The 21,832-nt window shown below is 71.6% G+C and carries 18 protein-coding genes and 1 pseudogene; 10 read left to right on the forward strand and 9 right to left on the reverse strand.

What is annotated here, in order from left to right; all coding sequences use genetic code 11:
- The first annotated feature begins 368 nt into the window (after positions 1–368).
- The 3 genes from B9S58_RS13050 (at position 369) to B9S58_RS13060 (ending at position 4,579) form a co-directional block, all read left to right on the forward strand.
- Positions 369–1,334 carry an SCO0930 family lipoprotein gene (locus B9S58_RS13050; RefSeq protein WP_103532283.1) on the forward strand — a complete coding sequence of 322 codons (966 nt, stop codon included), beginning with the start codon at positions 369–371 and terminating at the stop codon, positions 1,332–1,334.
- A 255-nt stretch (positions 1,335–1,589) separates the two neighbouring features.
- Positions 1,590–2,408 (forward strand): SAM-dependent methyltransferase, encoded by an 819-nt coding sequence (locus B9S58_RS13055; RefSeq protein WP_103532284.1) that lies wholly within the window; start codon positions 1,590–1,592, stop codon positions 2,406–2,408.
- Positions 2,405–4,579, forward strand: a complete 2,175-nt coding sequence (locus B9S58_RS13060) for a bifunctional diguanylate cyclase/phosphodiesterase (protein ID WP_103532285.1) — start codon at positions 2,405–2,407, stop codon at positions 4,577–4,579. Before B9S58_RS13055 ends, B9S58_RS13060 begins: the two co-directional genes overlap by 4 nt.
- 70 nt (positions 4,580–4,649) lie before the next feature.
- Here B9S58_RS13060 and B9S58_RS13065 read toward each other — a convergent pair whose 3' ends face one another.
- Positions 4,650–5,546: a LysR family transcriptional regulator gene (locus B9S58_RS13065; protein ID WP_103532286.1), complete on the reverse strand. Its 897-nt coding sequence runs from the start codon at positions 5,544–5,546 to the stop codon at positions 4,650–4,652.
- Positions 5,547–5,678: 132 nt separating this feature from the next.
- Here B9S58_RS13065 and B9S58_RS13070 point away from each other — a divergent pair, with 132 nt between their 5' ends.
- From B9S58_RS13070 to B9S58_RS13080, 3 genes are read left to right on the forward strand one after another with little or no spacing between them, the layout of a single operon-like run.
- A complete protein-coding gene (locus B9S58_RS13070; protein ID WP_181009291.1) occupies positions 5,679–6,347 on the forward strand; it encodes a succinate dehydrogenase cytochrome b subunit in 669 nt (222 codons plus the stop codon).
- 1 nt (position 6,348) lies between these two features.
- Complete coding sequence (locus tag B9S58_RS13075) at positions 6,349–8,298, forward strand: fumarate reductase/succinate dehydrogenase flavoprotein subunit (protein WP_103532288.1); 1,950 nt, start codon at positions 6,349–6,351, stop codon at positions 8,296–8,298.
- Positions 8,295–9,041: a succinate dehydrogenase/fumarate reductase iron-sulfur subunit gene (locus tag B9S58_RS13080; protein ID WP_103532289.1), complete on the forward strand. Its 747-nt coding sequence runs from the start codon at positions 8,295–8,297 to the stop codon at positions 9,039–9,041. Before B9S58_RS13075 ends, B9S58_RS13080 begins: the two co-directional genes overlap by 4 nt.
- A 63-nt stretch (positions 9,042–9,104) precedes the next feature.
- Here B9S58_RS13080 and uvrA read toward each other — a convergent pair whose 3' ends face one another.
- The 3 genes and pseudogenes from uvrA to B9S58_RS13095 all read right to left on the reverse strand — a co-directional run bounded on the left by uvrA (position 9,105) and on the right by B9S58_RS13095 (position 13,159).
- Positions 9,105–11,528 carry an excinuclease ABC subunit UvrA gene (gene uvrA / locus B9S58_RS13085; RefSeq protein WP_103532290.1) on the reverse strand — a complete coding sequence of 808 codons (2,424 nt, stop codon included), beginning with the start codon at positions 11,526–11,528 and terminating at the stop codon, positions 9,105–9,107.
- A gap of 104 nt (positions 11,529–11,632) precedes the next feature.
- Positions 11,633–12,066 (reverse strand): annotated as a pseudogene (locus B9S58_RS13090) (nuclear transport factor 2 family protein).
- 40 nt (positions 12,067–12,106) lie between these two features.
- Positions 12,107–13,159, reverse strand: coding sequence for an MsnO8 family LLM class oxidoreductase (locus B9S58_RS13095; protein ID WP_103532291.1), 1,053 nt, complete (start codon positions 13,157–13,159; stop codon positions 12,107–12,109).
- A 58-nt stretch (positions 13,160–13,217) separates the two neighbouring features.
- Here B9S58_RS13095 and B9S58_RS13100 point away from each other — a divergent pair, with 58 nt between their 5' ends.
- Positions 13,218–13,706: a hypothetical protein gene (locus B9S58_RS13100; RefSeq protein WP_103532292.1), complete on the forward strand. Its 489-nt coding sequence runs from the start codon at positions 13,218–13,220 to the stop codon at positions 13,704–13,706.
- Here the strand turns inward: B9S58_RS13100 and B9S58_RS13105 are convergent, their stop codons facing one another.
- The gene (locus tag B9S58_RS13105) at positions 13,707–13,922 is read right to left on the reverse strand and encodes a dodecin (RefSeq protein ID WP_103509157.1); all 216 of its coding nucleotides are present in this window, start codon (positions 13,920–13,922) and stop codon (positions 13,707–13,709) included. It lies immediately after the preceding gene.
- Positions 13,923–14,124: 202 nt separating this feature from the next.
- Between B9S58_RS13105 and B9S58_RS13110 the strand changes: the two genes are divergently transcribed.
- The 3 genes from B9S58_RS13110 (at position 14,125) to B9S58_RS13120 (ending at position 17,266) form a co-directional block, all read left to right on the forward strand.
- Positions 14,125–15,381 (forward strand): extracellular solute-binding protein, encoded by a 1,257-nt coding sequence (locus tag B9S58_RS13110; RefSeq protein ID WP_103532293.1) that lies wholly within the window; start codon positions 14,125–14,127, stop codon positions 15,379–15,381.
- Between the two features lie 179 nt (positions 15,382–15,560).
- Positions 15,561–16,388, forward strand: a complete 828-nt coding sequence (locus B9S58_RS13115; RefSeq protein ID WP_103532294.1) for a GNAT family N-acetyltransferase — start codon at positions 15,561–15,563, stop codon at positions 16,386–16,388.
- Positions 16,385–17,266 carry a 1-acyl-sn-glycerol-3-phosphate acyltransferase gene (locus B9S58_RS13120; RefSeq protein WP_103532295.1) on the forward strand — a complete coding sequence of 294 codons (882 nt, stop codon included), beginning with the start codon at positions 16,385–16,387 and terminating at the stop codon, positions 17,264–17,266. The genes B9S58_RS13115 and B9S58_RS13120 overlap by 4 nt, the downstream gene beginning before the upstream one ends.
- On the opposite strand, the gene egtD is transcribed toward B9S58_RS13120, so the two are convergent.
- Genes egtD through egtA form a run of 4 tightly spaced genes read right to left on the reverse strand, consistent with a single transcriptional unit; the run spans position 17,209 to position 21,753 of the window.
- A complete protein-coding gene (gene egtD / locus B9S58_RS13125; protein ID WP_103532296.1) occupies positions 17,209–18,171 on the reverse strand; it encodes an L-histidine N(alpha)-methyltransferase in 963 nt (320 codons plus the stop codon). The genes B9S58_RS13120 and egtD overlap by 58 nt on opposite strands.
- On the reverse strand, positions 18,168–18,923 hold the full coding sequence (gene egtC / locus B9S58_RS13130) for an ergothioneine biosynthesis protein EgtC (RefSeq protein WP_103532297.1): 756 nt from the start codon (positions 18,921–18,923) through the stop codon (positions 18,168–18,170). The genes egtD and egtC overlap by 4 nt, the downstream gene beginning before the upstream one ends.
- Positions 18,923–20,335, reverse strand: coding sequence for an ergothioneine biosynthesis protein EgtB (gene egtB / locus B9S58_RS13135; protein ID WP_103532298.1), 1,413 nt, complete (start codon positions 20,333–20,335; stop codon positions 18,923–18,925). Before egtB ends, egtC begins: the two co-directional genes overlap by 1 nt.
- Positions 20,332–21,753, reverse strand: coding sequence for an ergothioneine biosynthesis glutamate--cysteine ligase EgtA (gene egtA / locus B9S58_RS13140; RefSeq protein WP_258044452.1), 1,422 nt, complete (start codon positions 21,751–21,753; stop codon positions 20,332–20,334). Before egtA ends, egtB begins: the two co-directional genes overlap by 4 nt.
- Positions 21,754–21,832: the final 79 nt, after the last annotated feature.

The following is a 21,832-nucleotide window of genomic DNA, read 5'->3' on the forward strand; positions in this document are numbered from 1 at the left end:
CGCCACGGCGATCGACGAACTGCCGTCGCCCTGCCCGATCGTGGCCACCGCGCAGCTGTCGGCGGTGGCGGGCAGCGGTACGGCTGTCAGCCAGAGGAGTGCGGCGACCGTGGTGAGTCGCGCGATGCGTGATCCGTACACGACGGGGAGCATGATCCATGCCGCCGGGGGACACGCGGTAGCCGCGGGTGATTCGCCTGATCGTGGGGATAATCGGCCATTCGTGTTTGCGTCGCGGTCCTCGGCCGCCGAATTCTTCTCGCCTTCCTTTGAACACGACCCCGTCGGCGTCCCGTACCTAGGGCCAGGAACGGCGCGGTCCCGCGCCGGCATCGGAATCGGTAGGACGAAGCACCACGGGAGTCGACATGAACACCTGGCGCAACGCCTCGCTCGCGGTCACCGCCGCGGCTCTGCTGACGCTCACGACGGCGTGCGGTCAGGATCAGGGCACCGCATCGCCCAACGGCCAGGCGGTGGGCAACGCCGCCCCGGCCCAGCAGCCCGCCGAGAGCGGGTACGGCTCGGCCGGCGGGGGATACGGCTCCGGGGCCGACAAGGAGGCGGCGGAACCGAAGGCGGCCGGTCAACTCGCCGTCCAGGACAGCAAGAAGCTCGGGAAGGTGCTCACCGACAGCGAGGGCTTCACGCTCTACCGCTTCGACAAGGACACCGCGAACCCGCCGAAGTCGGCCTGCGAGGGGGAGTGCGCCACGACCTGGCCGGTGGTGGCCGCGGGCAACGCCACCGCCGCGGCCGGCACCGACGCCGACCTGCTCGGGGAGGTCGGCCGCGCCGACGGCACCAGCCAACTCACCGTCGACGGCTGGCCGATGTACCGGTACGCGAAGGACACCGCCCCGGGTCAGGTAAACGGGCAGGGGATCGGCGGCACCTGGTTCGCCGCCGCCCCCGACGGCAAGAAGGCGGCGAAGAACGCCGACAGCGAGGGCGTGACCGAACCGGCCGACCCCGCGGGTCTTTCGGTCCGCAAGGACCCGGAACTCGGCGACATCGTGGTGGACGGCCGGGGTATGACGGTTTACCGCTTCACCAAGGACTCCGCCTGGCCGATGAAGACCGCGTGCACGGGCGACTGCCTCAAGAAGTGGCCGGTAGTGGCCCCCCTGGCCAAAAATGCGGTGGACGGGGTGACGACGAAGGGATTCGTCACCTTCGACCGCCCCGACGGCGTCAAGCAGCAGACCATCGACTGCTGGCCCATCTACACCTTCGCGGGCGACGCCAAACCCGGCGACACCAACGGACAGGGAGTCGGCGGCACCTGGTATGCCGTTTCCCCCGATTCCGAACTCGTCGGCGCTTCCAAGTAGTCACGGGCCCCGGCGAACAATCGCCCAGGAGCCCCAAGTGGCCTCGAACCACCGGGAAACGGTGTCCGGAGTGCCGGTCCGTCGCTGCACGCATACGCGCAGCGACGGACCGGCCGTTGATGGCACCGGAGTGTGACCAATAACGGATCGCTAATTTCCGTTTCCACTCGCTCTCTTGGCGGCCGATCAGTAGCCTCTGGTCAACACTGACCATGAACATGGCCGGATCGCCGTGGCGACTTGTTGGAGACATCGATGGAGCGTCCCGCCTGGGCACCGCAGGGCATTGACATTTCGGTGCCGAGCGTGTCTCGCATGTACGACTTCTATCTGGGCGGATCGCACAATTTCGAGGTGGACCGGGAAGCCGCGCGCAAGGCCATGGAGTTCCTCCCCGGCCTTCCCAAGATCATGCAGGCCAATCGCGCCTTTATGCGCCGGGCCGTCCGCTACGCCGTCGACTCGGGCATCGACCAGTTCCTGGACATCGGCTCCGGCATACCGACCTTCGGGAACGTCCACGAGGTCGCCCAGGCGGCCGACCCCGAAGCCAAGGTGGCGTACGTCGACCACGACCCGGTCGCCGTCGCCCACAGCCAGGCCGTGCTGGAGGGCAACGACCGCACGGTCATCGCCGCCGCCGACCTGCGCGGCCCCAAGGAGATCCTGGCCAACCCGGAGATCACCGGACTGCTCGACCTGGACCGCCCGGTGGCCCTGCTGCTGGTCGCGGTGCTCCACTTCGTCGAGGACGCCGACGACCCGCGCGCCGCGGTCGCCGACCTGCGCGAGGCACTGGCCCCCGGCAGCCTGATCGTCCTGACGCACGCCTCGTACGAGGGCATCCCGCTGCCCGAGGAGGAGGCGGCCGGCACGGTCGGCGTCTACCGGAACATCCGCAACCCGCTGATCATGCGCTCGCGCGAGGAGATCGGTCAGTTCTTCGAGGGCTATGAGATGGTCGAGCCGGGGCTCGTGTCGATGCCCGACTGGCGGCCCGACACCCCGCAGGCGCCGGGGCAGGAAGACCCGTACGCCTTCTCGGGCTTCGCAGGGGTTGGGCGCAAGGCGTGAGCATTCCCGCCCAGGCGACCGGGGAACCGGACGCGGAGCCCGACGGTCCGGAAGGCCGGCTCCGGCGATTCGCCAGAATCTGGAGCCGGGCCATCTTCCCCCTGACTGCCACGTCCCTCACCCGTCCCGAGTTCGAACAGCATCTGCTGCCCCTGGCACGTGAGCTGAACGGGATCCTGCACGCCCACCCCTTCGACGCCTCGCCCGCCCAGCGGATCGGCGCGGCCCTGATCGACGCCCACTGCACCGACCCGGACGCCCTCAGCTCCACGCTCGGCGTCGTCGACTCCTACCTCGTGCTGTACTGCGGCGGCAACGGACCCGGCGCGCTGTCCACCGAGGACGGCCGGGCCCGCTGCGCACGGATCCAGCACACGCTGGCCGCCGGCTTCTCCGCGGCCCTGCGCGAGCGCACGCTCGCCGAGCAGGAGGCCATCGCCCGCTCGGCGCTGACCGCCCGCTCGCACGCCGAACAGGTCCTGCACGCAACGGAGGCACGGTTCCGCGCGGTCTTCAAGGACGCGGCCATCGGCATCGGCATCGCCGACCTGGACGGCAACATCCTGGAGATCAACGACACCCTCACCAGGATGTTCGGCGGACTGGAGCACCACGTCCGCAGCCACAAGGTGAACGAGTGGGTCCACCCCGAGGACTCGCCGCAGGTGTGGAGGTACTACGACGAGCTGGTACGCGGCGAACGCGACCACTACCGGGTCGAGAAGGCGTTCTACCGCAACGACGGCACCGTCCTGTGGACCAACCTGACTGTCTCGCTGCTGCGGGACTCCGAAGGCCGCCCCGAGTACCAGCTCGCGCTGATGGAGGACACCACCGAGCGGCGCCTGCTGAATCTTCGGCTGCGCTACGAGGCCACCCACGACGCGCTCACCGGACTGCCCAACCGAACGCTGTTCTTCGAACGTCTGGAGAAGGCCCTCGCCGCCCAGGAGGGGATCCGCTTCGGCCTCTGCTACCTGGACCTCGACGGCTTCAAGGCCATCAACGACAGCCTCGGCCACGCCGCAGGAGACCGGCTCCTGGTCGAGATCGCGGACCGGCTGCAGAGCTGCGCGCCCGCCTCCGGCGAGATGGTCGCCCGGCTCGGCGGCGACGAGTTCGTCGCTCTCACCACCGGCCCGGACACCGCCGACGAGGTGGACGAACTGGCCGGCCGCATCCTGAACGCGCTCGCCCTCCCCATCCGCCTCGACGGCCGTGAGCTGACCGTCCGCGGCTCGATCGGCGTCGTCGAGGGGCCCTCCGGGGAGCGTAGCGCCGCCGAGGTGCTGCGCAGCGCCGACATCACGATGTACCGGGCCAAGGCGGCGGGCGGCAACCGCTTCCAGCTCGCCGACGCGGAGGCCGACGCGCGCGCCATCACCCGGCACGGGCTGACCACCGCGCTCCCGGCCGCCCTGGACCGGGGCGAGTTCTTCATCGAGTACCAGCCGCTCGTACACCTGGGCGACGGCAGCGTGCACGGCGCCGAGGCGCTCGTACGGTGGTGCCATCCGCAGCACGGGGTGCTCGGCCCCGACCGGTTCATCCCGCTCGCCGAGCACACCGGGCTCATCGTGCCGCTCGGGCGCTGGGTCCTGGAGGAGTCCGTACGGCAGGCGAACTTCTGGCAGGAGCGGCACAGCGACGGCGGACCCCTGCGGATCAACGTCAACCTCTCGCCGACCCAGCTGCACCACCCCCGCCTCGTCGCCGAGACGGTCGACGTGCTGGAACGTTCCGGTCTGGAGCCGGGAGCGCTCTGCCTGGAGGTGACCGAGTCCGCCCTGATCGGCGCCGACGACGATCTCCTCAAGCCGCTGCGGCAGCTCGCGGAGATGGGCGTCGACATCGCGCTCGACGACTTCGGCACGGGCTACTCGAACCTGGCGAACCTGCGCCGGCTGCCGGTGAGCGTGCTCAAGCTGGACCGTTCCTTCACCCGGGGTATGCAGCAGCACCCGGCGGACCCGGTCGACCTGAAGATCGTCGAGGGCATCGTGTCGCTGGCCCACAGCCTGGAGCTGGCCGTCACGGTGGAGGGCGTGGAGACGGGCGCCCAGGCCGAGCAGCTGCGGCGGCTTGGCTGCGACACCGCCCAGGGCTGGTACTACGCCCGCCCCGGGGCCCCGGACCGTATCCACTCCCTGCTGCTGGCGGACGCGGTCTGAACCGTCGCCGGCGGGGACGGGCCGCCCGGCGGACCGTCAGGCCGGGCGGCCTGCGGGCCCGCGGGCCCGTTCAGCCGTGGGCCGGCCCGTGCTTCAGCAGCATCCGCTGGAGTTCACGCGCGGCCCGGGGCGGGGCCACGTCGCTGCGGTGCGCCAGCGCGATCGTGCGCCGCAGCCCGGCACCGGCCAGCGGAGTCCTCCGCAGGTCGTGGCCCGCCCGGGCGGCGGCCATGCTCGGCACCACAGCGATGCCGAGCCCCGCCCGTACGAAGCCGAGCACCGCGTCCATCTCGCCGCCCTCGACGGTGAACGAGGGCTCGAAGCCCTCCGCGCGGCAGGCGGCCAGCGTCAGCTCCCGCAGGTTGTACCCGTGCCGGAACATCACCAGCGGTGCCCCCTCCAGATCTGCGACCCGGATCCGGCCACCCCGGCCCGGGGCCGGCTCCGCCGCCGACGACACCACCACCAGGTCCTCGTGCAGCAGCTCCACCGTGGTCAGCGCGGGCGAGGCGGCCGGCAGCGGCAGCACCACCAGCGCGAGATCGAGGGCTCCCCGCGCCAGCTGACGTACGAGGTCGTGCGAGCCGCCCTCCTCCAGCAGCAGCCGCACCCCCGGATGCCGGTCGTGGAAGGTGCGCAGCACATCCGGCAGCAGCCCGGTGCACAGACTCGGCGTCGCCCCCAGCCGTACGCGGCCGCTGCGCAGCGAGACCAGCTCCTGGACCTCGTGGCGTGCCGTCTCCGCGTCGGCGAGGATCCGCCGGGCCAGCGGCAGCAGCGCCTCGCCCGCGTCGGTGAGTGCGATGTTGCCCCGGGCCCGGCTGAACAGGTCCGCGCCCAACTCCGTCTCCAGTGCCCGGATCTGCTGGGAGAGCGAGGGCTGCGAGACATGCACCGCCTCGGCGGCCCGGGTGAAGTGCCGGGTCTCCGCGACGGCCACGAAGTAGGTGAGCTGCTGGAAGTGCATGCGCCGACGATAGCCTCTGTCGATAGTTGTTGCCTATGGAGATCAGCCACACCATGTCTTGGACTGATCGGGTCCTTCGCCCCTACCGTCGTGTCCATGGCATTGGCAACGCGGACGGACCGACGGCCGTCGATGACGCGTACGCTCTGGAACTCGACCGTCGGCAAGAAAACGATCATGGCAGGGTCCGGCCTGGTCATGCTCGGATTTCTCGTCGTCCACATGGCGGGCAACCTGAAGGTCTTCTTCGGGCCCGGTGAGTTCGACGGGTACGCCCACTGGCTGCGCACCCTGGGCGAACCGGTCCTGCACTACGAGTGGGCGCTCTGGATCGCCCGAGCGGGGCTAGTCGCCGCCGTCGTGCTGCACGGCGTCTGCGCCTACCAGCTGAGCCGCCGCGACATCGGAGCGCGCCCCGCCGCGTACGTCCACAAGAGGGCCCGGGCGAGCTATGCCACCCGGACCATGCGCTGGGGCGGGATCATCCTCGCGCTCTTCATCGTCTGGCACATCCTCGACCTGACGACCGGCACCGTCCACACCAGCTTCGAGGCCGGGCATCCGTACCAGAACGTCGTCGACACCTTCTCGACCTGGTACGGCAACGTCATCTACATCACCGCGGTGCTCGCCATGGGCCTGCACGTCCAGCACGGCTTCTGGAGCGCCGCGCAGACCCTGGGTGTCGGCAACGCGACCCGTGACCGCATCCTGAAGACCCTCGCCAACCTCCTCGCGGTGGTGCTGACGGTGGGCTTCGTCTCCGTACCCGTCGCCGTCATGACCGGAGTGGTGAGCTGATATGCCCGACTACACGCGGTACCGCACGGGCGAGCCCGTCGTCGACACGAAGGCCCCCGAGGGTCCCGTCTCCGAACGCTGGGACACCCGCCGCTTCCAAGCGAAACTCGTGAACCCCGCCAACCGGCGCAAACACACCGTCATCGTCGTCGGCACCGGACTGGCCGGCGGAGCGGCCGGCGCCACCCTCGCCGAACAGGGCTACCACGTCGTCCAGTTCTGCTTCCAGGACTCACCCCGGCGCGCCCACTCGGTGGCCGCCCAGGGCGGTATCAACGCCGCGAAGAACTACCGCAACGACGGCGACTCCATCCACCGGCTGTTCTACGACACCGTCAAGGGCGGCGACTTCCGCGCCCGCGAGTCCAACGTCCACCGGCTCGCCCAGATCTCCGTCGAGATCATCGACCAGTGCGTCGCCCAGGGCGTCCCCTTCGCCCGTGAGTACGGCGGGCTCCTCGACAACCGCTCCTTCGGCGGCGTCCAGGTCTCCCGTACGTTCTACGCGCGCGGCCAGACCGGACAGCAGCTCCTCCTCGGCGCGTACCAGGCGCTGTCCCGGCAGATCGCCACGGGCGGCGTCGAACTCCACGCCCGCACCGAGATGCTGGACCTGATCGTGGTCGACGGAAAGGCGCGCGGCATCGTCGCCCGCGACCTGGTCACCGGGAAGATCGACAGCTACTTCGCCGACGCGGTCGTCCTGGCCACCGGCGGCTACGGCAACGTCTTCTACCTGTCGACCAACGCCATGAACTCCAACGCCACCGCGATCTGGCGGGCCCACCGGCGCGGCGCGTACTTCGCCAACCCCTGCTTCACCCAGATCCACCCCACCTGCATCCCGCGCACCGGCGACCACCAGTCCAAGCTCACCCTGATGAGCGAGTCGCTGCGCAACGACGGCCGCATCTGGGTGCCCAGGGCCAAGGGCGACGACCGCCCCGCCAACCAGATCCCCGAGGACGAGCGCGACTACTACCTGGAGCGCATCTACCCCGCCTTCGGGAACCTGGTGCCCCGCGACATCGCCTCCCGCGCCGCCAAGAACGTCTGCGACGAGGGGCGCGGCGTCGGCCCCGGCGGACAGGGGGTCTACCTCGACTTCGCCGAGGCCATCGACCGGATGGGCCGCAAGGCGGTCGAGGCCAAGTACGGCAACCTCTTCGACATGTACCAGCGGATCACCGACGAGGACCCCTACACGGTCCCGATGCGGATCTACCCCGCCGTGCACTACACGATGGGCGGCCTCTGGGTCGACTACGACCTCCAGACCACCATCCCCGGCCTCTTCGCCATCGGCGAGGCCAACTTCTCCGACCACGGGGCCAACAGGCTCGGGGCCTCCGCCCTGATGCAGGGCCTCGCCGACGGCTACTTCGTCCTGCCCTCCACGATCAACGACTACCTCGCCCGCAATCCGCACGCCGATACGGTCGACGACGGGCACCCCGCAGTCGCCGAGGCCGTCGCCGAGACCGAGGACCGCATCAACCTGCTGCTCTCGGTCGACGGCGACCGCACCCCCGACTCCTTCCACCGCGAGATCGGTGAACTCATGTGGGAGTACTGCGGGATGGCCCGCACCGAGGACGGTCTGCGCAAGGCGCTCGCCAGAATCCCGGAGATCCGTGAGGAGTTCTGGCGGCGCATTAAGGTCCCCGGCACCGGCGAACAGTTCAACCAGTCGCTGGAGAAGGCGAACCGCATTGTCGACTACCTGGAGCTCGCCGAGCTCATGTGCCTCGACGCACTGCACCGCGCCGAGTCCTGCGGCGGCCACTTCCGAGCGGAGTCCCAGACCCCGGACGGCGAGGCCGAACGGCGCGACGAGGAGTTCTCCTACGCCGCCGCCTGGGAGTTCACCGTCACCGGTGCCGCCCCCGTCCTGCACAAGGAAGACCTCGTCTTCGAGTACGTCCACCCCACCCAGCGGAGCTACGCATGAAGCTCACCCTGCGCGTCTGGCGCCAGCGCAACGCCGAAGATCCCGGCGCGATGGCCACTTACGAAGTCGACGGCATCTCCGCCGACATGTCGTTCCTGGAGATGCTCGACACCCTCAACGAGGAACTCACCCTCGCCGGGGACGAGCCCGTCGCCTTCGACCACGACTGCCGCGAGGGCATCTGCGGCGCGTGCAGCCTCGTCATCAACGGCGACGCCCACGGCCCGGAGCGCACCACCACCTGCCAGCTCCACATGCGGTCCTTCGCCGACGGCGACACGATCGACATCGAGCCCTGGCGGGCCTCCGCCTTCCCGGTCATCAAGGACCTGGTAGTGGACCGCTCCTCGTTCGACCGGATCATCCAGTCCGGCGGCTACATCTCCGCCGCCACCGGCACCGCCCCGGACGCCCACGCCACCCCGGTGCCCAAGCCGGACGCCGACTTCGCCTTCGAGCACGCCGAGTGCATCGGCTGCGGAGCCTGCGTCGCCGCCTGCCCCAACGGCTCGGCGATGCTGTTCACCTCGGCGAAGGTCAATCACCTCAACGTCCTGCCGCAGGGCGCCCCCGAACGCGAGACCCGTGTCCTGGACATGGTGGCCCGGATGGACGACGAGGGCTTCGGCGGCTGCACCCTGACCGGCGAGTGCGCCACGGCCTGTCCCAAGGGCATCCCGCTGCCCTCGATCGCCGCGATGAACAAGGAGTGGCTGCGGGCGACCCGTAAGGTCCGCCGCTGACAGCGGAGTTGATCCCGTACGGTTTTGGAGCCGTACGGGATCGGCGCGGTGTCCGTCATCGGCTCAGCGCCGCAGCGCCTTCGCCAGATACGGCGCCGTACGGCTTCCGGCTCCACGCGCCACCTCCGCCGGGGTGCCGGTCGCCACGATCCGGCCACCCCGGTCCCCACCTTCGGGGCCCAGGTCGATCACATGGTCCGCGCCCGCCACCACGGCCATGTCGTGCTCCACGACCACCACCGTGCTCCCGCCGTCGACAAGGGAGTGCAACTGCCGCATGAGCACCTCCACATCGGCCGGATGCAGTCCCGTCGTCGGCTCGTCCAGCAGGTACAGGGTGTGCCCGCGCCGGGCGCGCTGGAGCTCGGCCGCCAGCTTGATGCGCTGCGCCTCACCGCCGGAGAGCTCCGTGGCGGGCTGGCCGAGCCGCAGATAGCCGAGCCCCACGTCCAGCAGCGTGGCCAGCGCGCGCTCGGCGGCCGGCGTCCCGGCGAAGAGGTCCGCTGCCGACTCCACGGTCAGATCGAGGACCTGAGCGATCGTCAGGCCGTCCAGGGTGACGTCCAGGGTCTCCGGGTTGTAGCGCGCGCCGTGACAGTCCGGGCAGGGCGTATACGTGCTCGGCAGGAACAGCAGCTCCACCGAGACGAACCCCTCGCCCTGGCAGGTCTCGCACCGCCCGCCCGGCACATTGAACGAGAACCGCCCCGCCGTGTACCCCCGCTCCCGCGCCGCGTCCGTCCTTGCGAAGAGCTTCCGTACGGCGTCGAACAGGCCGGTGTACGTGGCCAGATTGGACCGGGGTGTACGGCCGATGGGCTTCTGGTCGACCTGGACGAGCCGGTCCACCGCCTCCAGGCCGGTGGCCGCCGCGCAGTACAGCTCACCCGCCCCGGCCACCTCGCCCGCCTGCCGGTCCGCCAGCACCCCGGCGAGTACCTGGCCCACCAGGGTCGACTTGCCCGAGCCGGACACCCCGGTCACCGCCGTGAACACCCCGAGCGGGAACGCCGCGTCGACGCCCCGCACGTTGTGCCGCTCCACGCCGGTGAGCCGGATCCACCCGGACGGGGTGCGCGCCTCGCGTGCCGGCCGGGTGTCCTGGCCGTCCCCGGGGAACAGGAAGCGGCGCGTCGCCGACTCCGGGACCTGGGCGAGTCCCTCCGGCGGACCGCTGTGCAGCACCCGCCCGCCGTGCTCTCCGGCCAGCGGGCCCACGTCCACCAGCCAGTCCGCCCGCCGCACCACGTCCATCTGGTGCTCCACCACGAAGACCGAGTTCCCGGCCTCCTTGAGCCTCCCCAGCACCCCGAGCAGGGCCTCGGTGTCCGCCGGGTGCAGTCCGGCCGACGGCTCGTCCAGGACGTAGACGACACCGAAGAGCCCCGACCGCAACTGCGTGGCCAGCCGCAGCCGTTGCAGCTCACCGGAGGACAGGGTCGGAGCCGTCCGGTCCAGGCTCAGATAGCCGAGCCCCAGTTCCGTCACCGTCCCGATCCGCGCCAGCAGATCGTCCGTCAGCACCCGGGCCGTCTCCTCACCGCCCGCCCCCGTCCCGGACAGCGCCTCGGCCAGTGCGGACAGCGGCAGCCCGGCCAGCTCCGCGATGGTCCGCCCGGCGAACGTCACCGCCATCGCCTCGGGCCGCAGCCGGCTCCCACCGCACACCGGACACGGAGCACTGGTCAAAAAGCGCTCCGCCTTCGCCCGCAGCGTCCGGCTCCTGGTGTCGGCGAACGTGTGCAGCACATAGCGCCGTGCGCTCATGTACGTACCCTGGTACGGGCGTTGGATACGGTCAGCGTCCCGCACCGGATGCACCGTCACCACCGGTTGCTCGTCGGTGAACAGGATCCACTCCCGGTCCTTCGGATCCAGCTCGCGCCACGGCCGGTCGACGTCGTACCCCAGCGCGTCGAGCACGTCGCGGAGGTTCTTGCCCTGCCAGGCACCCGGCCACGCGGCGATCGCCCCGTCCCGGATCGACAGCGAGGGGTCCGGGACGAGCAGCACCTCGTCCGTCCGGTGGATCCGCCCCAGCCCGTGGCACTCCGGGCACGCCCCGGCGGCGGTGTTGGGGGAGAAGGAGTCGGAGTCCAGCCGCTCGGCCCCCGGCGGATAGTCCCCCGCACGGGAGAAGAGCATGCGCAGCGAGTTGGAGAGCGTGGTCACCGTCCCGACGGACGACCGGGCCCCCGGGGCGGAGCGCCGCTGCTCCAGCGAGACGGCGGGCGGCAGCCCGGTGATCTCCCCGACGGCGGGCGCGCCCACCTGATGGATCAGCCGCCGGGCGTACGGGGCGACGGACTCGAAGTAGCGGCGCTGGGCCTCCGCGTAGATGGTCCCGAAGGCCAGCGAGGACTTCCCCGACCCCGACACACCCGTGAAGACGGTCAGGGTGTCGCGCGGGATGTCGACCCGTACGTCCTTCAGGTTGTGCTCGCGGGCGCCGCGCACGCGGACGTACGGATCGTGGGGGGAGTGCATGGGGCTCGGCTCCGTACGCGTGGGGTGCTGACACCGGAAGGGACAAACAGTCCGATTCTAGGCGTCGGCTCCGACGGCGGGCGTCCGGGATCCGCCGGTGGGCTTCACGGGGTGCAGGCGCGGACGACCGCCTCGGTGTCCCAGTGGAACGGCCGGACCTCGGTGATCCGCCCGTCCAGGACGGTGAGGGTCTGCAGGATGGGGAACGTCAGCTCCCGCGCGGTCGCCCGGGACCTGGCGCGGACGGTCGTGCGCACCACCGAGGTCTCCCCGGTGGCCAGGAAATCCTGCTCCACCGGATCGAACTCGGCCCAGGTGCCGCTCATCGCCCGGAAGAACCGCTCCAGGCCCTGGTGTCCGCGCCACACTCCGCCGTACGGGAGCGCCGCGGCCTGATGCAGGACCACATCGGGTGCGAGGCAGGGAGCCAGGAGGCCGAAGGAGGCCCTGCCGGCCCGCCTGCCGCCAGATAGCGCGCTTCGGCTGTGTACATGGCGGTGAGGACCGCCCGGGAGTCCGCCGTCGGAGTGTGGGTCATGCCGTCCAGCGTCGCCGCTCCTCGCGGTCGGGTCCGGCGGTTATCGGACGTCGAGGCTCCGCCGCGGGATCCGCTCGTCGAACCGGCCCCGCGGGCGGGCGATCCGGGCGAGCCGCCGCAGCGATTCCACCAGTCCTTCCCGGTCGTACGTGCTGGTGGTGACGAGCACCTCGTCCGCCCCGGTCTCCTCGATGGCCCGCTCCAGCCGGCCGGTCACCTGCTCCTCGGTGCCGTGGATATGGCCGTCGAGCCCCCGCTCGTACAGGGTCCGCTCCTTGGCCGTCATGGCCAGCCCCTCGATGCGCTCGGCGGGTGCCAGCGGCGGAAACTCCCCGTGCGTACGGGAGTACGCCATGGCCCAGGCCTCCGGTACGAGCAGCCGGCGGGCGGCCTCCTCGGTGCCGGCGACGGCCACCGTGCCGGCGACGATCACCTCGGGCCGCTCGGCGCGGGCGGAGGGGCGGAAGTCGCGGCGGTAGACCTCGATGGCGCGCAGCACCTTCTCCCGGCCGCGCAGATCGCCGATGACGAGGGGGAGCCCGGCGTCCGCGGCGACCGATGCGCCTTCCCCGATCGCCAGGACGTACGCGGGGATGTGCAGACCCTCCGCCGGATGGGCGTGCACCCGGGGGTGGGCCCGTTGGGTGCCGTCGATCCAGCCGAGCAGCTCGGTGAGGCTGCCGGGGAAGTCCTCGGCGTCCTCCTTGCCGTGGCCGAGCGCCCGGCGGACGCCGTCGGTGAACCCCACGGAGCGGCCGAGCCCCATGTCGATCCGGCCGGGGAAGAGCGAGGCGAGCACCCCGAACTGCTCGGCGACGACCAGCGGCCGGTGGTTGGGCAGCATCACTCCGCCGGTGCCGACCCGGATGGTGGAGGTCGCGGCGGCGACGGCGGCGGCCAGCACCGTCGGCGCGGACCCCGCGACCCCCGGCACGCCGTGGTGCTCGGAGACCCAGAAGCGGTGGAAGCCGAGTGCCTCCGCCTCCCGGGCCAGGTCGACGGTGTCGCGCAGTGCCCGGGGGGCGTCGTGCCCCTCACGGGTGCGGGAACGGTCCAGGACGGAGAAGCGGGTCGAGGCGATCACAGAGCTCACGCTCTCTTCAACGCGCTCGCTCCGTGGGGATTCCCGCGGAGCTTCCTAAGCTGGGGGAGTGAACGACGACCCACGGCCGCTGGCCGTTTTCGATCTGGACGGCACGCTCGCGGACACCGCCCACCGGCAGCACTTCCTGGAGGGTGCGAAGCGCGACTGGGCAGGGTTCTTCGCCGCGGCGGCGGCCGACCCGCCGCTCCCGGAGGGGGTGCGGATGGTTCTCGCGAGCGCCGAGGAGTGCGCGATCGTCTATCTGACGGGCCGGCCCGAGCGGTGCCGTCGTGACACCGTGCGCTGGCTGAACCGTCAGGGACTGCCCGAGGGAACACTGTTCATGCGGCGCGACGACGACCGGCGCCCCGCACGCCGGACGAAGCTGGACGTCCTCCGGCGGTTGGGGCGGACGGGGCAGGTGCGCATGCTCGTGGACGACGACGCGTTGGTCTGCGATGCGGCCGAGGTGGCCGGTTTCGCCGTGGTGCGGGCCCGCTGGGCCGACCCGTCGGCGGCGCTGAAGGATGCGCAGGAGCGCGAGGGGCGGACCTGATCAGGTGCTTTCGTCGAGCCTGAAGCCCACCTTCAGGCCGACCTGATAGTGCGCGATTCGGCCATCTTCGATATGGCCGCGAACTTGATTAATCTCGAACCAATCGAGATTGTGCAACGTTTCCGCCGCTCTTGCGACGCCGTTCCGGATCGCCGCGTCGATGCCCTCCTCGGAGGTTCCTACGATCTCGGTGACCCGATAAGTGTGGTTCGCCATGGTTTGTCTCCTCTCCTGAGGTCACGTTGCCTTAATCCGTGGTGTCCCGCGAGGGGGAGAGTGGGGCGAATCGGGAGGGGTGCCCGCCTTGACCTACCCTTTGGTCCATACCAAAATTCAGCCAACCACCCGTGCGAGCGCTGCCCGCAATCCCCCACACCGGGTCCCGATTTCGTTGTGCCGTTTCGCAGAAGGTGACCACGTGAAGAACCGCATTCTGGCCGGAGCCATCGCGCTTGTCTCGTCCGTCGCCCTCGGTGGATGCGGCTACATATCGGGCTCGGGCAGCGGCGACCGCACGGTGACGGTCTGGCTGATGAAGGACAGTGTCTCGCCAGGTTTCCTGGACAAGTTCACCCGCTCGTACGAGGAGGAGAACCCCTCGATCGAGCTGGACTTCAAGATCCAGGAGTGGAGCGGCATCGGCCCCAAGGTCCTCTCCGTACTGGAGGGCGACGACGCCCCTGACGTGATCGAGGTCGGAAACACGCAGGTCGCGCAGTACGCGGAGAGCGGCGGCCTGCGCGATCTGACCCTCGAATCGATGCGTGACCTGGGCAGCGAGGACTGGCTGCCGGGCCTCGCCCAGCCCGGCAGCATCAACGGTGTGCAGTACGGGATCCCCTGGTACGCGGCCAACCGGGTGGTGATCTACCACAAGGAGATGTTCCAGGAGGCCGGCCTCGACTCCGTCCCCAAGACGCGCGCCGAGTGGATCGCCGACACCGAGAAGCTCAACAAGGCGGGCGACCAAGGCATCTATCTGGCCGGTCAGAACTGGTACGTGCTCGCCGGATTCATCTGGGACGAGGGAGGCGAGCTCGCCGACGAGAACGGCGGCGACTGGCAGGGCGCCCTGGACACCCCGGAGGCCCTGGCGGGCATGGAGTTCTACCAGAAACTCCAGGCGCTCGGCGACGGACCGACGGACGCCGACGAGGAGAAGCCCCCGCAGACCGACGTATTCGCCAAGGGCGACGTCGCGCAGATCATCTCGACACCGGGCAGCGCCGCGCTCATCGAGCAGAAGAATCCCGAACTCAAGGGAAAGCTGGGCTACTTCCCCATTCCCGGCAAGACCGCGAAAGCCCCCGGCTCGGTATTCACCGGCGGCTCCGACCTCATCGTCCCGAAGAACGCCGAAGAGCGCAGCGCCGGCATCGCCGTCGTCAAGGCGCTGGCGAGCGAGAAGTGGCAGACGGAGCTCGCCCGGGGCATGAGCTACGTCCCCAACAAGCCGAGCCTCGCCCATGTCATCGAGGGCGACGAGGGCACCGCGGCGATGGCGGAAGGCGCCACCCGCGGCCGCGCCACCCCCAACTCGTCCCAGTGGGCCAGGGTCGAGGCGGAGAACCCGATCAAGCCCTACATGACGGCCGTGCTGGAAGGCGGCGACCCGGCCCGGGAGGCCAGGACCGCCTCCGAACGCATCACCGCCATGCTCACCGGCAGCGGCTGATCCCCCCGGGACGGCATTCCCGGGATACGGCGTCCCTGGGGATTCAGCCGTCGCACATCCCCGCTCCCCACAGCGGTCACGTCGAATCCAGCCCGTGACGGAAGAAGTAAGGGGCCGGGCCGTCGCACTCCCGCGACGACCCGGCAGCGCCCCTGCCGCTTCCGTCCCCGGAGACCGCCATGACCGTACTGCCCACCGCCCCGCACGCCCCGCTCGCCGCCGCCCTCCCGGCCCCGGTCCCTGCCACCGTCCCCGCCCGCTCGGCGGCCCCCGAACCGGCCTACCGGGTCTCCCTCGCGACCTGCCAGGAGGACATACGCGTGGCCCAGCGCCTGCGCCACCAGGTGTTCGCCGGGGAGCTCGGAGCCCGGCTGGAGGGGCCCGAGCCCGGCCTGGACAGCGACGCCTTCGACGCGTACTGCGACCACCTGCTGGTCCGTGAGACCGCCACCGGGGAGGTCGTCGCCACCTACCGGCTGCTGCCGCCGGACCGGGCCCGGATCGCCGGACGCCTCTACGCGGAGAGCGAGTTCGACCTCACCCGGCTCGCCCCGATCCGTGACGACCTCGTCGAGGTCGGCCGCTCCTGCGTCCACCCCGCACACCGCGACGGCGCGGTCATCGCCCTCGTCTGGGCCGGACTCGCCCGCTACATGGAGCGCACCGGCCACACCTGGATCGCAGGCTGCTGCTCCATGCCACTGGCCGACGGCGGCGCCCTGGCCGCCCGGAGCTGGAACACCGTACGCGCGGGACACCTCGCGCCGGAGAAGTACTGGGTCACCCCGCACCGCCTCTGGGACTCCTCCGCGCACGGCACGGAGACCGGCTCCCGGGCGGACCTACCGCCCCTGCTGCGCGGCTACCTCCGGCTCGGCGCCCAGGTCTGCGGAGCCCCCGCGTACGACCCCGACTTCAACGTCGCCGACCTGTACGTCCTGCTCTCGCTGCGCCGCACCGACCCGCGCTACCTGCGCCACTTCCTCTCCCTGGCCCCGCTGCGATGAGCACCTGGCTGCCCGTCGCCCCGTGCACCCCGGACGGCTGCGCCCGGCACACCGGAGCCGTACGCGCCCCGCTGCCCGCCGCACTCCTGCTGCTGGCCGGCTGCACACTGGTCCTGCTGGGGGTGGCCTGCGTACCGTTGGTCCGGCTGCTCGGGGCCGCCCACCGGGAACAGCTGGTCCGGTCCTGGGCGCGCGCCGTTCCCCGGGCCTTCGGCGTACGCGTCACGGTCCGGCGGCACCCGCCCGAACCCGCCACCGGCGGCGAACTCGTCGTCGCCAACCACATCTCCTGGCTCGACATCCCGCTGATCGCCTCCGTACTGCCCGGCCGGATGCTCGCCAAGAGCGAGATCCGGCGCTGGCCCCTGCTCGGCCCCCTCGCCGCGCTCGGCGGCACCCTGTTCATCGACCGGGACCGGCTGCGCGCCCTGCCCGCCGCCGTACGGACCATCGCGACGGCCCTGTGGTCCGGCTCCCGGGTCGTGGTCTTCCCCGAAGGCAGCACCTGGTGCGGACGGGGCGGCGGCACGTTCCGGCCCGCCGTGTTCCAGGCGGCGATCGACGCCGACGCGACGGTCCGGCCGGTCCGTATCGCCTACCGCACCGCCGCGCACCCGTCGGGACCGGCCGCGGGAGCCGTGGCCTTCGTCGGGCCCGACCCGCTCGCCGCCTCGCTCTGGCGCGTGGTGCGGGCGGCCGGGCTCACCGCCCGGGTCGACGTCCTCGCGCCGATCCCCGTCAACAGCGGGGACGGCCGCCGCACCCTGGCCCGCAGGGCGCGAGCGGCCGTCCTCGGCCCCGGAGACCCTCTCCGGCCCCGTCAGACCGCCGTGGCCAGCGACAGGGCGAACCGCCCCGCCGAGTCCGTCCACCACTGAGCCAGCCGCATGCCGGCGGCCGCCAGCTCCTCGCGGACGTCCTCCTGACGGAACTTCGCCGACACCTCCGTACGCAGCTCCTCACCGGCCTCGAACGGCACCACGAGGTCCAGCTCCCGGATCTTGACGCTCAGCGCCCGGCGGGCCCGCAGCCGCATCTCGATCCACCGGTCCGCCGGATTCCACACCGCGCGGTGCTCGAAGTCGCCGAGCGGGAAATCGGCCCCCAACTCGCGGTTGACGACGTTCAGGACGTTCTTGTTGAAGGCCGCCGTCACCCCGGCCGCGTCGTCGTACGCGGCCACCAGCGTTCTTTCCTCCTTCACCAGATCCGTGCCGAGGAGCAGCGCGTCCCCGGGCGAGAGCAGTGAGCGCACCGACCGCAGGAACGCCGCCCGCTCCTCCGGCAGCAGATTGCCGATCGTTCCGCCGAGGAACACCACCAGCCGGGGCCCGGGTGTCCCCGGCAGGGCCAGGCCGCCGGTGAAGTCCGCGATCAGCGCGTGGACGGAAAGCTCGGGGCGCCCGGCGAGCAGCGACTCGGCCGCCCCCGTCAGCGCGCTCTCGCTCACGTCCACCGGAACGTAACTGTGCAACGCGGGGAGGGCATCTAGCAGATGGCGGGTCTTCTCGGACGACCCCGAGCCCAGCTCGATCACGGTCCGGGCCCCCGACGCCGCGGCGATCTCCTCGGCACGCGCCTCCAGGATCTCCCGCTCCGCGCGGGTCGGGTAGTACTCCGGCAGCCGGGTGATCTCCTCGAACAGCTCGCTGCCGCGGGCGTCGTAGAACCACTTCGGCGGCAGCGTCTTGGGATGCCGGGTCAGGCCGCTGAGGACGTCGGCGCGCAGCGCCGCGTCCGTCGCGTCCGCCGGCAGGGTGCGGGTCAGCAGGAAAGGACTCACGCGGTGGGCTCCTCGATCGGGGTGAGCAGGACGTCCGAGGCGGTCGCGACCAGCAGGGTGCGGTCGGGGACCTCGCGCCAGAGCGGGTCGTCGTCGTATGGCTCCGAGGCGACCGCGGTGCGGCGGCCCGGCGTCGTGAGGTACCAGAGGGTGTCGCCCCAGGCGGTCGCCGTGATCGTCTCCCCGTCGGTGAGGAGCAGATTCAGCCGGGAGCCGGGCGCGGCGGCCGCGACCTCGCGGACGGTCTCCGCGACGGCGCGCGGCACATCGTCCCCGGCGTCGGCCCGGTGCCGGATCAGCGCCCAGACCAGCGCCGAGTCGTTACGGGCGGCCAGCGACAGGAGCTTCTCGGCGGGCAGGGCGGTGGCCGCGTCGGCGAGCGAACCGGGCCAGCCCCTCACCGCCCCGTTGTGGCTGAAGAGCAGCCGCCCGGCGGCGTACGGCGCGGCTGCGGCCTCCCCGTCCGCACCCGCCTCGGTGGCATCCCGTACGGCCGCGAGCAGCGCGGTGCTGGTGACCACCCGGGCCAGATCGGTGAAGGTCTCGTCACCCCATACGGGGCCCCGACGGCGGTAGCGTCCGGGCACCGGGTCGCCGTCCGCGTACCAGCCGACGCCGAAACCGTCCGCGTTGACCGTGCCGTAGCGCTGGCGACGCGGCTCCCAGGACTGCCGAACCAATGCGTGCGGGGGCCGCAGAAGAAGCTCGCCGAGCGTCACCGGTTCGCCCACATAGGCGATATGACGGCACATCAGGCATCCCTCGCCGTACGGAAACCGGAGAAGATCTGCCGCCGCACCGGAAGGTCCCAATTACGGAACGTGCCCCGGCAGGCGACCTGGTCCACGGCGAACGAGCCGCCGCGCAGCACCTTGTGCCCGGGGCCGAAGAACACCTCCGAGTACGCGCGGTAGGGAAACGCCACGAACCCCGGATAGGGCAGGAAGTCGCTGGAGGTCCACTCCCACACGTCGCCGATCAACTGCCCCGCCCCGGACGGCGAACGGCCTCCCGGATACGCTCCCGACCGTGCGGGACGCAGATGGCGCTGCCCCAGGTTGGCCCGCTCCGGCGTCGGGTCCTCGTCGCCCCACGGATAGCGTCGGGAGCGGCCGGAGGCCGGATCGTGCCGGGCGGCCTTCTCCCATTCGCCCTCCGTGGGCAGCCGCCGCCCCGCCCAGCGGGCGTACGCGTCCGCCTCGTACCAGCTGACGTGCAGCACCGGCTCGTCGTCGGGCACCGGCTCGGTCACCCCGAACCGGCGGCGCAGCCACTGCCCCGCCTCCCGCCGCCAGAACAGCGGTGCGGCCAGGTCGTGTTCACGGACCATGGCCCAGCCCTCGGGGGCCCACCAGCGGGCGTCCCCGTATCCCCCGTCCTCGATGAAGCGGAGGTAGGCGCCACAGGTGACCGGCGAGGTGTCCAGGTGGAACGCCGCCACGTCGCACCGGTGCGCGGGCCGCTCGTTGTCAAGGGCCCACGGCTCGGCGGAGGTCCCCATCGTGAACGGGCCCCCGGGGAGCAGGACTTCCTCCGGGAGTGCCTCGGAGCCGTCGGGCGCCGGCGGGGCGGCAGCGGTGAGCGCCGCAGGACCCGCACGCAGCTGATGGGTGATCAGCATCGTCTCGTCGTGCTGCTGTTCGTGCTGGGCGATCATCCCGAAGGCGAACCCGGCCCGCTCCAGCGGGCGTCCGCCCTCGTGCAGTGGTGCGTCCTCCAGCAGGTCCAGCGCCCGCCCCCGCACGTCGGAGGCGTACGTCCGTGCCTCGGCGGGGGCCAGCAGCGGCAGCGAGGGGCGTGCCGCGCGCGCGTGCTCGAAGGCGTTGTACAGCCCGTCGATCTCCGGGCGCAGGGCCTCCCGCCCGCCGACCGCGCGCAGCAGCCACTGCTCCTCCTGGTTGCCGATGTGTGCCAGGTCCCAGACCAGGGGTGACATCAACGGGGAGTGCTGGGCCGTCAGTTCGCCGTCGTCCACACTGTCGGTGAGCAGGGCGGTGCGCTCGCGCGCGGTCAGCAGCGCGTCGAGGGCACGTCGGCGCAGGGTCTCCGGATCGATGCCGGGTGCGACGGGGAAGCCGTCCGAGGCTCCGGAGCGGGCCGGGTCGAAGGCGTCGGAGTGCTCGCGGTCTTCTCGGCGCTGGGCGTCTTCACGGTGCCCGGTCATGCGGAGGCCGCCTTTCCGGGACGAGGCGGGATCGTCGGCCGGCCGGGGCGAAGGACCTTGTCGGTGCTCATGGGCCGCTCGGGTGGTCCGGTCGGCACACCGGGGCCGGAGAGCGGGCTCAGCTCGGTCAACAGGCTCGGCCCGGTCAGGTCGCCGGGCTCCGGCAGGTCGTCGGCCGGACATCGGCCCCGGGCGACATAGCGGTCGGTGAAGGCGGCCACGGTGTCGCGCACCGCCTCGCTCGCACCCATCCGTTCCAGCGCCGGGAGCGCCGCCCCGAAGCAGACGGTGGCCGCGGCCCGCAGCTCCGGGTCGGCGAGGCCTTCGCGGGCGGCCGCCGTCCAGAGCGGATTGCGTGGTGCCGCCGGTGCGCCCGCCGTCTCGGCCAGCGGCTTCACGGCGCGGTACACGGTCTCGGCGGCCTCCGGGTCGTCGAACAGGGCCGTGGCGACGGCAAGCGGCACCAGCCACCCGTCGGGCCCGATCTGCGCGTCGATCATGCGCAGTTCGAGGTGACCGCGCGGCCGGACCGGCGGGAACAGCGTGGTGAGGTGGTAGTCGAGATCGGCCCGCACCGGCGGGCGGGGCGACCCGGTGCGGATCCACTCGCGGAAAGTGAGCCCCTCCGGCACGTCCCACGGGCCCGCCTCGCACCGGATGCACAGCACGGACGTGTCCAGCACATGCGCGGCCCAGGCCTCGCGCGGAGGGCTCCCGGAGCCCGGCGCGAGGGTCCGGACCGGGTCGAGGTCGGTCCACAACGCCTGCCGGGTGGAGCGCCAGCCGGTCCGGCGGCCCTGCTGGAACGGTGAATTCGCGAACGCCGCCACCAGCACCGCGCCCAGCAGGTGCGCGAGCTGCCAGCGCCGTCCGTAACCGAGCGGCCCCGGTTCCTCCTCGCCCGCGTCCAGGCAGACCTGGACCGACGCGGAGGTGCACATCATCGCCCGCCCGGCCGGTCCCGCGCGGTCCAGCGCGGCTTCCATCGCCTCGTAGCGCGGCTCCCGAAGCCTGCGGCGCGGCGTCTGCCACGGGTCGACGCCGAGCCCGACCGGCGCGAGCCCCGCCGCGCCGAGCGAGCGACGGACCGCCGCCAGATCGGCCGCGGTGGTCTCGACGCACTCCATGAGGGAGCCGGCCGGCTGCGAGCTGAGCTCCAGCTGTCCGCCCGGCTCGAACGTCAGCGCCGCGCTGAGCGGCAGCGCACGGACCGCCTCGACGGCGCTGTCCAGCCGCTCCTGGCCCACCGGGAGATGAGGACGTTCCCGGTCGTGGATGAGCCATTCGAGTTCCACCCCGACGGTTCGGGGAGGCCCCGTCTTGAAACATATGCCGTGCAGCAAATCCTCTGCCCCACTCTCGTCGAGGGGGTCCGCGTCCGGGCGCGAGCCGGTCGCGCCGGGAATGTCCAAGCCCATGAGGGCCTCCTTCGCAGCTGCGTACCTACCAGCCAAACCCGTACCCGGAGATCGCACAAGGGTGCACCCGGTCCAGGAA

The sequence above is a fragment of the Streptomyces sp. SM11 genome, assembly GCF_002910905.1.
Taxonomy (GTDB): domain Bacteria; phylum Actinomycetota; class Actinomycetes; order Streptomycetales; family Streptomycetaceae; genus Streptomyces.

Coding starts and splice junctions, on each gene's coding strand:
- B9S58_RS13050 (WP_103532283.1), top strand. CDS start 369: ATGAACACCTGGCGCAACGCCTCGCTCGCGGTCACCGCCGCGGCTCTG.
- B9S58_RS13055 (WP_103532284.1), top strand. CDS start 1,590: ATGGAGCGTCCCGCCTGGGCACCGCAGGGCATTGACATTTCGGTGCCG.
- B9S58_RS13065 (WP_103532286.1), bottom strand. CDS start 5,546: ATGCACTTCCAGCAGCTCACCTACTTCGTGGCCGTCGCGGAGACCCGG.
- B9S58_RS13070 (WP_181009291.1), top strand. CDS start 5,679: ATGACGCGTACGCTCTGGAACTCGACCGTCGGCAAGAAAACGATCATG.
- B9S58_RS13075 (WP_103532288.1), top strand. CDS start 6,349: ATGCCCGACTACACGCGGTACCGCACGGGCGAGCCCGTCGTCGACACG.
- B9S58_RS13080 (WP_103532289.1), top strand. CDS start 8,295: ATGAAGCTCACCCTGCGCGTCTGGCGCCAGCGCAACGCCGAAGATCCC.
- uvrA (WP_103532290.1), bottom strand. CDS start 11,528: ATGCACTCCCCCCACGATCCGTACGTCCGCGTGCGCGGCGCCCGCGAG.
- B9S58_RS13105 (WP_103509157.1), bottom strand. CDS start 13,922: ATGGCGAACCACACTTATCGGGTCACCGAGATCGTAGGAACCTCCGAG.
- B9S58_RS13115 (WP_103532294.1), top strand. CDS start 15,561: ATGACCGTACTGCCCACCGCCCCGCACGCCCCGCTCGCCGCCGCCCTC.
- B9S58_RS13120 (WP_103532295.1), top strand. CDS start 16,385: ATGAGCACCTGGCTGCCCGTCGCCCCGTGCACCCCGGACGGCTGCGCC.
- egtC (WP_103532297.1), bottom strand. CDS start 18,923: ATGTGCCGTCATATCGCCTATGTGGGCGAACCGGTGACGCTCGGCGAG.
- egtB (WP_103532298.1), bottom strand. CDS start 20,335: ATGACCGGGCACCGTGAAGACGCCCAGCGCCGAGAAGACCGCGAGCAC.
- egtA (WP_258044452.1), bottom strand. CDS start 21,753: ATGGGCTTGGACATTCCCGGCGCGACCGGCTCGCGCCCGGACGCGGAC.